Below are 16076 nucleotides of genomic sequence, written 5' to 3'. Positions count from 1 at the left end.
GAGGTCGGCCAGCCGCCATTCGAGCATCCCGTCGGCGAGGCGGGCGGACGGCCGGTCCGGCGTGGACGGACAGCGGCTACGCATTCACCACCGAGGACGGGGCCCCGCTGCACCCGGACTTTCTGACCCGCCGCTTCCGCCACCTCGTGCTCGAGTCCGGTCTACCGCCGGTGCGGTTACACGACCTGCGACACGGCGCCGCAAGCCTCGCGCACTGCGCCGGCGCCACCTGAAGGCGGTGCAGGCGCAGCTCGGACACAGCAGCATCGTGCTCACCGCAGACACCTACACCAGCGTCCTCACCGACCTCCTGACATACGCCGCGGAAGCCACCGCCCGGCTCGTCCTCACCGCCGCCGCCCGCAATCCCGGCCGCCGCTACCGGATCGACGGCCCCGCGGCGAAATCCGCTGGGGAGGCTGAGGCTTCTACTGGACGCGGGCGCTGACCCTCCGTGTGTCGCGACGGCGGAGGGCGATTCGGTGGTGATGTCAGCCGTCTTCGCGAACCAGGCCCGGACGCATCACTGCCAAGCGTGGCATGCCCGAACCCCGACGACCCCGCGGGATGGCGACGGCTCAAGGGCCTACTTGTCTTCGTGGCCGCCAACCAGACGGCTTGGATCGGCCGAGCAGCCCCCTGGAAACCTTGCTGAGGATCATTCGGACAGAGTCAAACGACGAGACCGTAGAGGGCGAAGGTCATCACGCCGGCCGCTGGTCAGCTTGTCGATGATGGCGTGGAGGCTTGCGTGGGCCGGGTCGTGCGTCGATCACGGCAGTGCCGGGGACGCCCACACGAGCCGGCCCGCGGGAGCACCGAATACTGGAGGTCATCCGCTCCAGCGAGCTTCTCGAGGACTTCGTCGACACCTTCTGCACGCGCGTCCAGGCCACCCTCGGCTGGTCAGACCAGGGCGCCGAGCGGCCGGTGCTACGTAGTACGTTGCTGCCACTGAAGCCAGGGCCAGGTCGGGCAGCTGCCACACGGCCGCCGAGCGCGATGGCCACGCGGGCCGAACATTGAGCTCCAGATCGTCGTACAAATGTACGACTATTCGATTTTGTCGTACCCATCTGCGAGCATCGCCGACTGTCGACGCCGTGGGGACGATGGGGAGGCTCATGAGGTCGAAGAGTGGTCGACGCCGACTGCCGCCCGGGAGGCCGCCCGTTGGGGCGGCGCCCATATGGCGGCGAGGGTCCGCTCGGCGGGACCGGTCTCCATCGTGACGGAATTGGCGCCGGCGGATGAACAACAAGAGGTTCACAGATCGCGACGCCGTCGTAGATGATCGGAGCATGGACGGGGAAGGATTTAGCACGCGAGGCGGAACCTGGATCTTCGACCGCCGACTTAGGACGCCCTGGTCGCCCAGCTCTGCCCGCCCCTACGCCAGGGCGACCTGGCCATCCGCCAAGCTACGCGCAACCAAGGACGAGTTGTCGATCTCTTCCGTGCTGTTCGAGCCGTTCGTGGTTACCCGTGGAAACCTCACGTCCATCACTGCTTACGACTGGCTCCCCGCCCTCGGTCGTGGTCTCAGGTTCGAGGTAAGCGACCGGGATGAGGCCACCGTGTTCTGGACCTACCGTCGCGGGATGATCATGAGGCAATTGGTTTCCCTCGGATGGCGCATCGACGAAACGCCGTAGCGATCGCCGATCCGCTGGGATCTGGGACATGCACTTGCAAACGAGGCCGCCGACACTCCCAAGATCGACAACGGTCACCGCCCGGACCGAGAAGGACACTCACAGACCACACCGGAATCGATCTTGACTTACTTTGCACAGGTCGGGGCATGACCTGCTGGCACTGCGGGCGGTCCGCCATGTCCCACACCGTCGCCTGCGCCCAGGCTAGTTCAGGCCGTTTGGGCGCCGAGCAAGGGCACATCGATGTCGATGCTGATCATGATGCGGGCGGAATCGGCTTGCGGCGAAAGATGTCGCGGATCATAGTCGTCGGCACGCCAACCGGCGCGCCGAGGATGTCCCGCGGGTGGTCGGGCAATGTCTTCCGCAAGGTGCGTGAGAACGGCAGGACCGTGCTCCAGCACATGGCCAGCGCCACCAGCGTGAGGCCGAACGTGCACACCAACGGCACGAACTGGGCTGGGCCGGTGAGCACCGCAGCGCCCACCGCCGACAGCATCATGAGGAATGGCGTGAGCAGCAGCAGCCGCAGCGCCCACATCGCCCGCCGGTAGACCCGCGAGGTACGCAAGCGGAGCATGCCTTCCTCGGTGGTCAGTCGCCCCACGTGGCCCACTCCCATCTCTGCACCTTGGTAATCACAATGCCGCCAGCGCCCGATCCTGGCCCGAGTTCGGAGACGTTGCCACCGATGCCTCCATTGATTTGGATGGTGGTGTCGCCGCCGCTGTCAACCTCGCCGCCCAAAGTGGGCCCCTCTCCGATCTCCACCCCGCCGTATGCCTGCGGTCCGCTCATGTTCTGCATTCGATCCGCTGTCGAAATTATAGGCCCGACAGTGATGTTGGCTCCGGCTGCCGGACCTGCACCGCTTTTCACCGCGCTCGACCAGCCGAAGCCATCGCCGTCTACCAGGATGCAGCCGGTCCAGCCGCCTAGGCCACCGACCTGACCTGAGGCGTTGAGGCACAAGCCGCCGGTACTGGCGTAGTTGGCGCGGGCCCAGAAGCCGACGGTCTTGGTTTTTTCGTTGCGCTCAGGCGAGGGCTTCGGGGTCGGAGTCGGGTCCGGATTGCGGAGAATGCGGATCGGATCCGAGTCGTCGATGACGGGCCTGCCGTAGAACGTTTTGGCGGGCTGGTCCTTCCTCGGGTGTGCGCGAATGTTTCTGTGGTACCCGCTGCGGTCTTTGTACGTGCCTGTGTTCTTCTTTTCCCGACCGAATTGGGTGTCGAGGTCCGGATCCTTGGGCCACAGCCCGTCCGGGTCGCTCAGGGTGACCGGGTTGTTGTTGGCGTAGTTGTAGGCGCCCCATTGTTGTGGGTCGGCGAGGTCCATAACGGGGTCGACGGAGGTGAAACGGCCGAGGGTGGGGTCGTATTCGCGGGCGCCGAGATGGGTGAGGCCGGTGGGATCGTTGATGCCGCCAACGAACCCGCGCTGACCGGCTGGCCATTTCGGTGGCGTGGTGCCGTCGCGGGGGTTGCCGTATGGATCGTTGTATTTGATCGTCGCGACCCGGGTCACCGAGTTGACCGCCCAGGTGGCCGAGTCCTGCTGGTCGGCCCCGAGCCAGATGATGTCGCCCTTGCGGCCGGTCGTGTCGGTGCGGGACGCGATCGTGTCACCGGCATGCTCGTAGTACCGGGTGGCACTGGTGCCCTGGTTCGGCGTGGTCGAGTACTCGTGGCCGTAGACGAATACCGTGGCCGCGCCGCCCGGATCGACACGTGCGATCCGGTTCCCGTCCACGTCGTACACCATGGTGGTGTCTCCGTCGGGCCCGCTGATCTTGGTCAGCTTGCCGTGCGGGCTCCACGTGAACGTCTCACTGCGATCGCCGATCTTGCGGTAGGTGAGGTTGCCGCGCTGGTCCCAGTCGTAGTGGTCGACCTGCTCGCCGGTGGTGACGGTGCGGACCGCGTGCGGCTGCGCGGCGCCGGCCTCGTCCCGGTAGTCGTACCTCGACGTCTTGCCGGTCAGCTGATCGGTCGTCGAGGTACGGGAGCCGTGCTCGTCGAAGGACCATGACTTCCAGTACGGCGCCTTGCCGCCGATCGATCCGGTGGCCGGTGTGCCGCAGGTTGTGGAGTCCTGGGACCAGGCTTGCGTCAGCCGGCGGAGGTAGTCGTAGGAGAAGCACTGCACGTCCTGCTCGCCCGGGCGCGGCTTGTTGTCCGCGTCGAGGGGGCGGTTGGCCATCGACAGGACGGTCCCGGCGTCGTCGTACTCGTACTTGAGCGCGGCGACGTTCGGTACGGTGCCGTCGCGGTCGAAGTAGAACTCCGACAGCCGTCTGGTGACGTCGTCGTACACGTAGTTCTGGTACGCCTGCGGCTTGTCCCCGACCGACGTGCCGAGCCAGCGGTTGAGCACTTCACCGTACGGCGAGTACGCGGTCCGGTCGACGTAGGTGCGCACCGTGCCGGACGGCGATGAGGTGCCGGCCAGCTTGGTGACGTTGCCCAGGTCGTCGTAGGTGCGGGTGATGCCCTCCTTCTCCATCGGCCCGACCTTGGGCAGGCTGTCGCGGTACGGCAGACCGTTGGCGGTGTACGTGTGGGTCGCCACGTAGGCGCCGGCCAGAGCCGTCAGTCCGGGCATGGCCGGGATGACCGACTCCTCGTCGACGACCTGGTACGTGTCGCTGTATTCGAAGACTTCCCGGCTGAAGGAGTATCCGTTGACGATCGAGGTCGACTTGGTCGGGTGTCCCTTGGCCACGGTGTCGTAGGTCCAAGTGGCCGCCTTGACGCCGTTGAAGAAGCGTTCCTTCTGCCGGCCCAGGTCGTCGTAAGTCGTGGTGACGACGTCGCCCTTGGCGTCGGTGGACTTGGTGACGTCATCGGCGTTGTTGTACTCGACGCTCGTGCTGCCCTTGTCCGGGTCGATCGTCTTGATTTCGCGGCCGCGCAGGTCGTATTCGTACTTCCAGACGTACTTGCCCTTGCTGACCGTGGCGAGGTCGCCCCGTGGGGTGTAGGTGTACCGGGTCGCGTCGAAGTCACCGGTCGGCTGACGTCCGTGGAACTCGCGCTTCTCGACGACATCGCCGTCGACGTTTTCGATGGTGGCGGTGGCCGTGGCACCCTGCGGCGGGGTGACCGCGACCTGCCACCCGTCCGGGTTGCCGCCGTAGGCAGTGGTGGTGGCCCACTTCTTGACGTTGTTCGACCAGAGTGCGCTCTCGACGACCCGACCGAGCGGGTCGTACGTGGACACGGTCCGGCTGCGGTCCTCACCCGACTGGATCTGGAGACGGTCGGTGCCGGGCTTGCCGAGGGCGTAGTTCGTGTCCGACTCGTACTCGACCTGGCCGCGGTCGTTGTAGCCGGTGTTGGTGACCAGGCGGGCGTCCTTGCCGTCCTTGGTCTTCTGGGCGTCCTCCTGCTTCTGCACGCTGCGATACAGCGAGTCGAACAGCCCGATCTCGGTGATGTAGTTGCCATTGGGCCCGACCCGCTTGGTGGTCACCGCGACGGGGCCGTCGTTGCGCACCAGGTAGCCGAACTCCAGGTTCGGTGTGGCTGTGGCCTTGGCCCGGCCCGGCAACCACACCTTCGTCAGGCGGCCCATGGCGTCGTGCTGCAGGTCGGTGCGCTTCTTGTTGGCGTCCAGGATCGACGTCGGCTCTGCCCAGGCCGGGTTCTGGTCGGTGATCACCTCGTGACCCAAGGGGTTGACCGTCTTCGTCTGGGTGACAGGTCCCGGTCCCGCGGGGGTGTAGCTAGTGGTGGTGGCCTTGCCCAGCGAGTCGGTGGAACTGATGACCCGGCCCAGCCCGTCGCGGGAGGCGCGGGACGTCGTCGTGTAGACCGGCGATCCATCCGTCCAGGTGTTCAGGGTGTCGACCCGGGAGACCTGACCCTTCGTCGGCGCGGTCCCGTGCGTCTCGGACCCGTCGTAGTACGTCTTGACGTCGGAGACGATGTCGTCCGGCCGCGTCGCGGCTGCGTCGCAGCCCTTGGCCACGGTCTCGGAGCGGGAGATGAGACCACGCAGCCACGGCCCGTCATTGCTCACATACGTGTACCGGGTGCACCTCTCGTCCCCGGACTTGCCCGTGTCGCCCAGTTCGTCCTTGGTCTTGGCGTAGCCGTCACCGTAGTAGTCGGTGCGGGCTTCGGTCTGCCGCCAAGCCCCGGCCGCCACGAGCTTGCGGGTCTTCTGCACCGACGGGGCGACCAGGTATGCCCGGTCGCTTCCCCCGGTGCGGTCCCGCTCCGCAGTCTTCTTGACCCAGTACGCGGTGGTGCTCGCCTCAACGACGGAATTGCCGTCGAGCTTCGCCTCCTCGAGCGTGGCACCCGCCAGGGCCGGATGGTCCGTGTAGGTGTTTCCCGCCGAGTCGGTCACCTGGACGTTGCGGGTCTTGTCGTCCGGCAGCGGCTGGTCGTCCAGACCGCGGTAGAAGCGCTTGCGGGTGGTCAGCACCTTGCCCGTGTCGCTCTGCCCGACCCTCGAGACGACCTGCGCGTACCCGCGCCACTGGCCGTAGGTGCGGTGCTTCTTCTTGGTGAACTCGGCGTCGTCCCAGCCCCACAGGACATTGGTGCCGCCGCCGTCGGTGGAGTACTCGTACCGGGTGGTGATCGCCGGCTGGTCCGCGGTCCGGTCGCTGTGGCTAACCTCTCTGACCACATATTTGCGGAACCAGTCCCGGGTCGGTACGAAGTAGCCGTCCGGCGTCCAGTAGACCGGGAAGCAGAGTCGGCTGTTCGCCGAGACGTTCGGCAGGTCGTTACCGTCACAGTCCGGGTCCGAGTAAGTGACGTGGATGTCGGCGCCGGATTCGGTACGGACGTTATCGATGCGCCACCGGGAGAACATCGCCGCGCCGGCGATCGCGTTGACCTGGTTGGCCAACTCGACACCGTGGAACACGACCGGGGGGTCGGTGATCGTCGCGCCGACGTGTCCCGCGTGGGTGATCTGCTTGAGCCACAGCGACGCCGAGCGGGCCACCTTCGGCGCCTTGAACTCCTGATCCAGCGTCCAGGAGTCGACCGGGGTGAAGCCGCTGCCGCTGCGCACCTCGGTCGTGATCTTGGTGAGTCGTTTGATGGAGAAGAAGACCGGCGCGAGCTGGTCGGTGCACAGCTCGGCGGTGCATTCCTTGTCCCACGGCACATCCGGCCAGTTCGCCGCGACCGGCTTGTCGTCCTTGTAGCACTCGCTGGCGAAGCAGCGGTTGGCGGTGCTGAACACGACCCGGGCCGTGGCCGCCACGTCCGGGTATGCGGTGTTGAGGCCGTACTCAATCCGCTCGAGGTTGCCGCCGCGGTCGAACGAGACCCGGTTGTTCTTGTCACCGGCGGCGCCGTAGTGCCCCGTCTCCTTCCGGTAGAAGTAGCGGGTCATGTTGCCGTTGACGTCGATCTGCTTGTCCAGCCACCAGCGCCAGGCCTGCTGGCAGGACGAGTCCTTGAACCCGTCGGCGTGGCAGTTCTCTCCGTCGTGGTTGCCGAAGACCGGGACGGTCCACCGTGAGTTGGCCGTGGCGACGTCGCTGGCGAAGTAGTTGCGGGTGCCGTCCGGGGTGGTGATGACCCACCGCTCCGTGGTCGCCGCGTCCTTGGTCGCGGCCGCGCCCTGGTACTCGACCTTCCAGTCGGCGTCCTGGGCCGGGCGCCACGCCCCCGTCGCGTCGTCCTTGACGAGGGTGGCGTTCGTATCGCCGAGCGCGACCGTGATGTTCGGGGACTTGCCCTTCCAGCACTGGTCGGCGGTCTTCTTGTCCTTGTTGTTGGGATCCTTGTCGTCGGCCTTGGCCAGATCGTCGAGGCAGGTCACGTACGTGCGCTCGAGGAAGCCGGGTGAGTAGTCCCAGCCATCGCCGGCCCAGGACGCCTGGTTGTTGTTTCCGGCCATGCGTCCGTCGACCATCTGCGACGAGTAGCTCAGGGCGATCTCCGGGGTGGGGCCTTGAACCGGCGGCACTTTGATCGCGTTGGTGTAGGTGAAGCCGCCGGAGCCGTCTCCGGCCGTCCACGAGCCGGAGGCTTGTAGGTCGCTGGCCTTGTAGTCGCCCTCGGCCGACTCGGTGTCCGCGGTGGCGGCGAGCACCGTCGCGCCTGCGGTGGACACCGCCAACCGGGTCGACAGGGCGCTCGTCGTCTTGGCGGCATGGAGCGGCGTCGTCGCCTGGCACTCCGCCTGCTGCGGTGTCATGGCAGCGCACGCGGGGAGCTGGGCGAGGTTGAGCCGGGAGGCCCAGTTGCCGCCGTACAGTTGGGCGAAGCTGTCGTAGTCGATGGCGGTCTCGACCTCGCCGGGCTTGTCGCCTTCGACGGCGATCACCGGGCCACTAACACCGAGCTTTCCGGAGTGCTCCTGCGGAAGCGTGGAGATCCGGACCCGGTCCGGGGCGGGCTTGCCCGACACCGCCTTGACCCGCACCGGGATGGAACCGGCCTGGCCCCGGACCTCCTGGCCCGCCGAACCCGCCAGCACCATCTCCACCGAGCCGGCAGTCGGCCACCGGCCGTTCGCGGGTCCCGTCCAGACGCCGCCGTCGGCCGGGGGCGGCACCGCGGGAACGTGCACGACTCCGAAGTTCTTCGCGGCCACGGTCTCGGCGTCCCGTGCCCCGTTCAGCTCCTCGGCCACCCAGTGGTACGCGAGGAAGGACGTCACCATCAGGGCCGCGGCGCCGAGGGCCAGCTTGCGCCGGGTCGGCGAGAACAGAGTCTTCTGCAGCGACATCGATCTCTCCTGGATCAGGCGTGCGCGAACGTGCCGAAGAGGTCGGGGTCGACCGTGGAACTCCACACCCGGACGTCGTCGACGACGCCCCCCAGGTAGTTGGACCGACGGCCGTCGGTGGAACCCGTGCAGCCGACGGTCAACGGGCCGGAGGCATGCCACGGTGCGGACGGCACCGCCACCTCCCCTTGCGGCTCACCGTCGACATAGAAGCGCAGCTTCTTCGCCGGCAGGTCGAATACGGCAGCTACGTGCGTCCAGGTGCCGGCCGCCGGCGCGTCCAGCGAGCTGACCGCGACGAGCGGCGCGTTGCTGGAGTCGCTCTGCGGCATCACCACCCGCCACCGGTTCGCCGTGCCGTCGTACTCGATCCGGAACCCTTGCTGGACCGCACCCGGCTGCGACACCACCGTGCGGGTACCCGACAGGTCGTCCACCGAGACCCACGCGGCGACCGAGAAGGAGCCGTCGGTGCGCACGACCGGACCGCCGGTCTCTGCGCAGGATCCCTCGGCCAGTGCCAGCCCCAGTGCGCCCTGGCGGGTGGCGAAACGGTCCCGCTCCCAGCTGTACGCACCCGCGACGCTCAGATGCCGGGAGTTGCCGGAACGGTCCTCGAAGTTGGTGGGCTCATCGCTGCCCGGGCCTTCCAACGGCCACATGCCTTCCAGCTTCACCGGCGGGTTCGCGCCCTTGAGCGCGGTCGCCTCGGCATCGGTGAGCACACCGCGCCACACCCGGACGTCCGTAATCGCGCCGCGGAAGTAGTCCGCGGGCACCCCGGCGTACTTCCCGCAGCCAATGGTAAGCGGGCCGGACGCGGCCCAGTTGGTGCCGCCGCGGCCCACGGACGAGACCTTCTCACCGTTCACGTACAGAGTGATGGTCTTGGTGGTGGCGTTGTAGGTGCCGACCAGGTGGGTCCACTTGCCGACGGTTGCCGCGAAGGCGTCCGTCGTGGAATAGGCCCAATCCGAGGAGGACTTTTCGTCGTCGGAGGCCTTCATCATCAGCGACCAGAACGGCACGCCCTGCCCGTTTGCCCGGGCACCGAAGAACCAGCCGCTAACCCGGTTGCCGTCCGCACCGATGATCGTCTGATTCATCCCTTTCGTGTCGTCAAGCCGGGCCCAGACTGCCAGGGAGAACGACTCGTCGCTGCGGACCACGGAACGCGCGCTGGTCGCGCATCGGTCGCCGGTCAGATACCACGCAGACTCGGGCCGGGCGTACTGGTCACCGGTCCATGCCGTGGGGGCCGCCGGCGCGGGCACGTCGGGATCGTTCGGCTCAGCCACCACCGGCTCCGGGACGCTCAGATCATATCCGTGACCGGAGTCATCGGCGCCGGTCTTACGCAACATCCACGCACCGGACACACCGGCCGGCAACTCGTTGGCAGCCGCCGCGATCTGAGCCTCGCTGAGCAGACCGCTCCACATCCCAACCTGGTCGATGGCGCCGATCATCTCTTGGTAGGTGGTAGTCCCGTACCTGCCACAACCGATCAGCGTGTGCGCTTCGCCGCGCCATGGGACGGAGGAGATCGCCGTCTCGGCGACGAGCTTGCCGTCCACGTACAACCGGAGCACCTTGCCCACCGGGTCCACGCTGGCCGCCACGTACTGCCAGGTGTTGAGCGGCGGCGACGTAGTGCTCCGGGCGGCCGTCCAGCCGACCGACGAGCTATCGCGGTCGGTCAGTGCCGTCTCCCACCGGTCCGTACCGGCGTGGTAGCCGAGCATGAAGGCAGGCGCGTCGGCACCACTGATGGTCAGCACCGTACGGTTGGTGGATTTGTCGCCGAGCTTCACCCAGGCCGCCGCGGTGAACTCCACATCGCTGCGCAGCACCGGCATCGTGGACGCACAGGTGTTGCCGTTGAATTCGAGTGCCGCCCCGCCCTTACCCAGGTGGTCGGCCGTGTATGTCGGGCCGGGCGATCCGCTCCAGCGCAGATCCTTCTCGTCGGCGTGCACGTCCTTGTTGCCGGAGTCGTCCGTGGTCCCCGAGTCGTCGCGCAGGTCAGAGGAGAATCGCCAGACGCCCATCGGCACGATCGGCGTGACCCGGCCGGTAAACACGTTATAGATGGCCCGGGCGGAGCGGTTACCGGCGTTGTCCGTGGCCCAGACGTAGATCTGCGTGCGCCCGGAGTCCGGGGTGAACGTGACGCTCGCCTTCCCGGACGAAGCGTTGACGCTCCTTTCCCCGGTGTCCACGCCGACGCCGTACTCGAAGCGCTGGACGCCGGAGAGGGCGTCCGTCGACGAGAAGCTCAGCGTCACGGGCTGGCCGAGTACCGGTTGGCCCGAGGTGCGGGTGATCTCCGGCAAGGTCGGTGGGGTGTGGTCCTGGCGGAAGTAGCAGTAGTCCGTCCAGGCGGTCGAGTCGGTGCCGTCCGTGCCCTGGACCCGCCACTTGTAGCTGCCATCGGCCAGGGTCGGCGTCGTCCAGTCCCCCTCCGCCTTGGAGGCGACCGCCCGCGAGGTGAAGTCGGCGGGACTGGTGGGTCCGGTCAGATCGAACACGATCCGCACGGAGTTGTCCGCGTCGGTCGCCGTGCCGTACAGCGTCGGCGTGCTGTCGTTGATCCACGGGCCCGGTGAGCTGTGGTTGCAGGCGCCGCCGGGAGCCGAGCGCGCCGCGACCGGCGAGGTGGGCTTCGACTGGTACTCGGCGGTCAGCTTGACCTTGTCACGGTCGACCTTGACCCAGTGGCCGCCGCTCTCAGTCGGCACCCGCAGCCCGAAGGTGATCGTCGTGAAGCCCGCGTCCGCGTGCCGCTGCACGTTGGACTCGATCCCGGAGGCATCGAACTTGACCCAATTCGGCGTTTGACCGCTGCACCCGGAGTTCGCCTTGACCGTCCTGGTCTGCAACGGGTCACCGTGCAGCCACTTGTCCTTCATGCCGTTCCACGTGAGGTTGTCGCCGTCGAGCCCGTTCGTCTGCCAAAGCTCCAGCGACTCCCCGGCGCACGCACCTGTGTGCACCACATAGGCGTCCACGCTCGGCGTCTTGATCAGACGCTTGCCCTTCAGGATGCTGATGTCGAACTGCGTGTGAGCTCGCCACACATCGGAGTGGTTGTCCCAGTTCGAGCCGACCCTCATCACGTCTCGCGGATAGCTGTCACCGGAGGTCCACCTCGAGTCCGGATTAAGCTTCGAGACCGGGATCCACTTCTGGTAGTACTTCGAATACACCGGATCGATGTAGACCGGGAACGCCGACGCGGCAGCCAAGAGGCTCTCATCGGCACGGACTTTCAGCGTCCCCTCCGAAATCCGGACATCCAGGTCGGCTCGCCGGGCCAGGTCTCCGGGCGCACGTGCAGTCGAGGCGTCCGCCACCGGCGCCGCCGGCGCTACGGGCGGCGCCACGCCGGGCGGCGCGCTGCGCAACGCCTTGATCGGCGCCGGGGCGGTGCGGTTCGAGTCCCATGCCACTGGGCGCGGGGCCCCGGCCACCACACCCTTCGGACCCTTAATGACGATTTCGTCGTTCGTCGCCGAAACGGTAGCCGAACCCCCGATCACGTACGACGACTCACGCACCGCGGGATTCGCCGCCGCCTCGGGCGTCCGGACCACGAGAACGTGCGAGAACCCACCCGCAACGGCCCGGACCACCAGGTCGACATCCGGGTACACGTTCGGATAGGTGACCGAATCACCCGACACCACACCGGGTGGCAGCACGGTAGGCCAGCTGAGCGTGAAGTCCGCACCGCCCTCACGATAGGTCGCAAATGGAGCGGTGCCGCCACCAGCGGAGAAGGACACATCGGCCGCGGCCCGGGGCCGGTATCGACCGTCGGCGGCCTTCTCCAGGCGCGTGTCGAGGTCCAACCAACGATCTCCGCGCTTCACCCGCTGCGGTTCCAGATAGCTGTCCAAGGTGAAGTCCCCGGACGGCAGCGCCATCACCTTGGTCGTCTCATCCGCCCCAGCGAGCACCTCGACCGGCTTAGCGCAGGCAACCGCGAGCCGTTGCGCCGACGCCTCCGTCTGTGCAGTGGGGGCCTGGTCGGCGGCCACTCCCGCGGGACAGGCCGCCTGCGCGTCCGCCGGATGCGCAACGACGCAGAGCGACGTCGCGAAGACAGCTAGGGCTGAACCGAGCACAATGCGGCCACGCGCCATCGACATCAGAATCTCCCCCGTAAGCCACAGAAGCTTGCCGGGGGCAGGTCCGTCCCGCCACGGAGATCCCCGCACAGCAAGCGTGCAGACCGACCGTAGATGGCCTAGTCGATGCCCGTCAATAGTGATGATCACCGAAGCGAGGAGGCTGTCGGCGACGTCCCCCGCCCGCTGAACGTGTCCGGTCTTTTCGAGGCTCGCCCGCCTCAGAGCACCGGTTCGTTTCCACGCAAAGTCGGCAGCGGGTACGGTGCACCGTTGATCGATGTCCCTGACGTGCGTGGCGAGGAGTGGCCCGGGTGACCACAGATCAGGCGGAGTCAACCGCGACGGCCACGATTCCGGAGCAGCGAACGCCCGAGAGGTCCGGTATGTCGTTGCTGGCGACGCTGCGTTGGTGTGGCACGAGCCGGCAGCGGCTCTGGCTGCGCGGCTTGTTGGTGGCGGTGGCGTTGTACCTGGCACTGCGCGTGGGCACGCTGCTGGTGCTCGACGTGTACGCGCACGCCGATCCGGACCATCCCACCTTGCGCACGCTGCTCACGAACTGGGACGCCGTCTGGTACGGCGGCATTGCCGAGCATGGCTACGACGAGGCGATCCCCCTCGACTCCGACGGCGATCCGGAGCTCACCAACCTCGCGTTCTTCCCGCTCTATCCGGCTCTGGTGGCGGCGGCGAAGTTCCTGCTGCCGATCCACATCACCACCGCCCTGCTGCTGGTGGCCTGGGCGTGCGGGCTCACCGCGGCCGCCGCCCTGTACGGCATCGGCGCCCACCTGCGCGACCCCCGCACCGGCGTGCTGCTGGCCGCCCTCTGGGCCGTACTGCCGCACGGTGTGGTCGAGTCGATGGGCTACAGCGAACCGCTGTTCACCACGCTCGCGGCAGGCGCGTTGCTGGCGGTGCTGCGCCGCAACTGGCTGACCGCCGGGGTGCTGTGCGTGCTGGCCGGGTTGACCCGGCCCACCGCGGCGGCCCTGGTGCTCGCGGTCGGCCTCGCCGCGTTGGTTCAGGTGTGCCGGGAACCGGCCCGATGGCGGGCATGGTGCGCGATGCTGCTTGCCCCGGTGGGCCTGCTCGGGTATCTCGCCTGGGTCGGCGTGCGTCTGGGCCGCGCCGACGGCTACTTCTACGTGCAGAACGTCGCCTGGAACATGAAGTTCGACGGTGGCGGCTACACCCGCCAGAGTGTCACCAACACCCTGCTCGGCAAGGAGTCGGTGGAGTTCGCCGAGGTCACCGTGGTCCTGCTGGTGGCGACGCTGCTGTTCATCGTGGCCGTCGGGGAACGGCTCCCCTGGCCGCTGCTGGTGTACGCCGGCGCCTGCCTGGCCATCGTGCTGACCGGCGACGGCTTCTACTGGGCGAAGGCGCGCCATCTGATGCCGGCGTTTCCGCTACTGCTGCCCGTGGCGTACGCGATGGTCCGCAGCCGCAACCGCACCATCCCCTACGTCGTGATCGGCGGAATGGCCGTGTTCTGCGCGTTCTGGAGCGTTTACCTCAACCTCACCTGGACCCATTCCTTCTGAATCCGAGGACTTTGTGGGTCCTGGCGCATCTCTGGGACTCAACCGGGTGGCAGATCGTTCCCGTTCAGCCCGCGGGCAGGGTCCGTAACGCGAACGGTGTTTCGGCGTCTTCGGTTAGTAGGTCTCGGCGGCCGGCCAGCGGTCACCGAATGTGATGGCGAAGGCGTTGAGTACTGGCTTCCAACGCATCGTCCATCGGGCGCGGCCGGCCCCGGTGGGGTCCAGGCTGCGGGTCACAAGGTACAGGCACTTCAACGCGGCCTGCTCGGTCGGGAAATGACCGCGTGCCCGGACCTTGGATTCCAGTGAACGTTGCCACACCCCAGCTCAAGGGGTGCGATGGACTTCAAGATCCGGGAGAGCCGGAAGCCGCAGGGAGCGAAGCGGCTCGCTGTGGAGCGGACCGCATACTTCCAACTTGTGCAGCAGGGCTTCGGGCACCGCCATGTCCTTGACCAGGAAGCCGGACGCGCCGGCGTGCAGCGCCCCATAGACGCTCTCGTCATCGTCGAATGTGGTGAGCACCAGTACCCGGGCGCCCGTGGAGCCCTGGGCGATGCGGCGGGTTGCCTCGATGCCGTCCATCCCCGGCATCCGCAGGTCCATCATCACCACGTCGGGGCACAGGCGCTCGGCCAGGCGTACGGCGTCCGCGCCGGTGCCCGCCTCACCGACGACTTCCATGTCTTCAACGGTGGCGACCGATGTCTGCAACGCGGTACGGATCAGCGGCTGGTCGTCGGCGACTATCACCCGGATCGTCATGGGGCACTCGCGAGCGTCGGCAGGCGGGCCGCCACGCGAAAGCCGCCTTCCGGGCGGGGTGCGGCGGAAAAGTCGCCGTGCAGCAGGTTGACGCGCTCGCGCATGCCGATGAGGCCGTACCCGCCGCCGGTGCCGCGGCCGACCCCTGTTCCGGCGTCGAGCACTTCAATCACCAGCTCGTCGTCCTGGTAGTCGATGGATACCTGGCAGGACCGGGCGTCGGAGTGCCGTGCGACGTTGGTGACCGCCTCTTGGATGATCCGGTACGCCGAGACCTCGACCTCGGGCGGAAGCGTACGGCGCTCACCCGCCCAGCGCAGATCGACGGCCAGCCCCGCATCGCTGGTCGCCGTCGCCAGCCGCTGCACGTCGCAGAGGCCCGGTGTGGGCGCGGACTGCTCCGGGTCCGCCTCGCGCAGCGCCACCAGCATCCGGCGCAGGCCGGCGAGCGTTTCCCGGCTGGCGGATTCGATGCTGAGCAGGGCCTGACGGACCACGGCCGGCTGGGTGTCGATGACCAGGTTCGCCGAACCTGCCTGCAACGCGACGATCCCGATGTTGTGGGCGACCATGTCGTGCAGCTCCCGGCCGATGCGTAGCCGCTCGACGTTGATCGCGTCGGTGGTTGCCCGGGCCCGTAGCGCCGCGGCGTGCTCACGACGGTCGTACACCGATCGGCCGATCAGCCAGGCGACGACCGCAGCGAACGTCAGCAGCACCGTCTCCGTCACCGCGACCCCCCACCCGGTGACCAGCCGGATGCCCTGGTACCCCAGGAACAGACCGGCCGCCACGATCGCGCTGACGATCGCGGTGCGCCGGGGGTGAGCTGCCGCGATGCACCCCAGGGCCACGTCGAACGCGAGGAATTGCGCCAGCGGGAGGTCCGCGGGAGCGCCCATGGCCGCACCGCAGACCCCGCCGGCCAGCAACAGGACCGCCGCGAGCACCGGTCGCCGCACGAGGGCCGCCACTCCCGCCAGGGTGAGCGCTGTCGCACCACCCAGCACCAGCCAGCGCAGGTCGGAGTGGTCGAACACCATCCCCGCCGCCGCGGGTAGCCGGAGCGAGGCGAGCAGCGAGTACGCCACGGCCAGGAACCAGCTCAGGGCCGTCCACGCACCCGGGGACAGGCCCTGAACAGCGAGGGCGGCGGCGCAGCGGCTGACATGCGACCAGGGTAGAGCGCTGCGATGCAGGCGTCGTCCGACCCCGGTTGTACACCCCGGGTCTATGCCGGCCTGCCAGGTTGCATTCCGGAGTGG

The 16076-nt window shown here is 67.8% G+C and carries 6 protein-coding genes and 2 pseudogenes; 2 read left to right on the top strand and 6 right to left on the bottom strand.

Annotation, left to right across the window (positions count from 1 at the left end; all coding sequences use genetic code 11):
- The first annotated feature begins 238 nt into the window (after positions 1 to 238).
- Entirely contained in the window at positions 239 to 448 is a 210-nt protein-coding gene (locus ACMCNO_RS07605; RefSeq protein WP_412748690.1) for a hypothetical protein, read from the top strand.
- Between the two features lie 1466 nt (positions 449 to 1914).
- Here the strand turns inward: ACMCNO_RS07605 and ACMCNO_RS07600 are convergent.
- Genes ACMCNO_RS07600 through ACMCNO_RS07590 form a run of 3 tightly spaced genes read right to left on the bottom strand, consistent with a single transcriptional unit; the run spans position 1915 to position 12517 of the window.
- The gene (locus ACMCNO_RS07600) at positions 1915 to 2265 is read right to left on the bottom strand and encodes a hypothetical protein (RefSeq protein WP_412748689.1); all 351 of its coding nucleotides are present in this window, start codon (positions 2263 to 2265) and stop codon (positions 1915 to 1917) included.
- Positions 2253 to 8363 carry an RHS repeat domain-containing protein gene (locus ACMCNO_RS07595; protein ID WP_412748688.1) on the bottom strand — a complete coding sequence of 2037 codons (6111 nt, stop codon included), beginning with the start codon at positions 8361 to 8363 and terminating at the stop codon, positions 2253 to 2255. Before ACMCNO_RS07595 ends, ACMCNO_RS07600 begins: the two co-directional genes overlap by 13 nt.
- A 14-nt stretch (positions 8364 to 8377) precedes the next feature.
- Positions 8378 to 12517: a LamG-like jellyroll fold domain-containing protein gene (locus ACMCNO_RS07590; RefSeq protein ID WP_412748687.1), complete on the bottom strand. Its 4140-nt coding sequence runs from the start codon at positions 12515 to 12517 to the stop codon at positions 8378 to 8380.
- Between the two features lie 293 nt (positions 12518 to 12810).
- Between ACMCNO_RS07590 and ACMCNO_RS07585 the strand changes: the two genes are divergently transcribed.
- Positions 12811 to 14046 carry a hypothetical protein gene (locus tag ACMCNO_RS07585; RefSeq protein WP_412748686.1) on the top strand — a complete coding sequence of 412 codons (1236 nt, stop codon included), beginning with the start codon at positions 12811 to 12813 and terminating at the stop codon, positions 14044 to 14046.
- 114 nt (positions 14047 to 14160) lie between these two features.
- Here the strand turns inward: ACMCNO_RS07585 and ACMCNO_RS07580 are convergent.
- From ACMCNO_RS07580 to ACMCNO_RS07570, 3 genes and pseudogenes are all read right to left on the bottom strand, one after another.
- Positions 14161 to 14340, bottom strand: a pseudogene (locus ACMCNO_RS07580) (IS256 family transposase); the annotation flags it as partial.
- Positions 14341 to 14472: 132 nt separating this feature from the next.
- Positions 14473 to 14811: pseudogene (locus tag ACMCNO_RS07575) on the bottom strand (response regulator transcription factor); the annotation flags it as partial.
- Positions 14808 to 15902, bottom strand: a complete 1095-nt coding sequence (locus tag ACMCNO_RS07570; protein WP_412748685.1) for a sensor histidine kinase — start codon at positions 15900 to 15902, stop codon at positions 14808 to 14810. The pseudogene ACMCNO_RS07575 and the gene ACMCNO_RS07570, both read right to left, overlap by 4 nt.
- Positions 15903 to 16076 lie beyond the last annotated feature (174 nt).

It is taken from the genome of Krasilnikovia sp. M28-CT-15 (assembly GCF_047159595.1).
Lineage (GTDB): Bacteria > Actinomycetota > Actinomycetes > Mycobacteriales > Micromonosporaceae > Actinoplanes.
This window is presented reverse-complemented; position numbering and strand designations above follow the sequence as displayed.

Bases quoted from the DNA above. Each gene is read 5' to 3' on its own strand.
- ACMCNO_RS07595 (WP_412748688.1), bottom strand. From the start codon at position 8,363: ATGTCGCTGCAGAAGACTCTGTTCTCGCCGACCCGGCGCAAGCTGGCC.
- ACMCNO_RS07590 (WP_412748687.1), bottom strand. From the start codon at position 12,517: ATGTCGATGGCGCGTGGCCGCATTGTGCTCGGTTCAGCCCTAGCTGTC.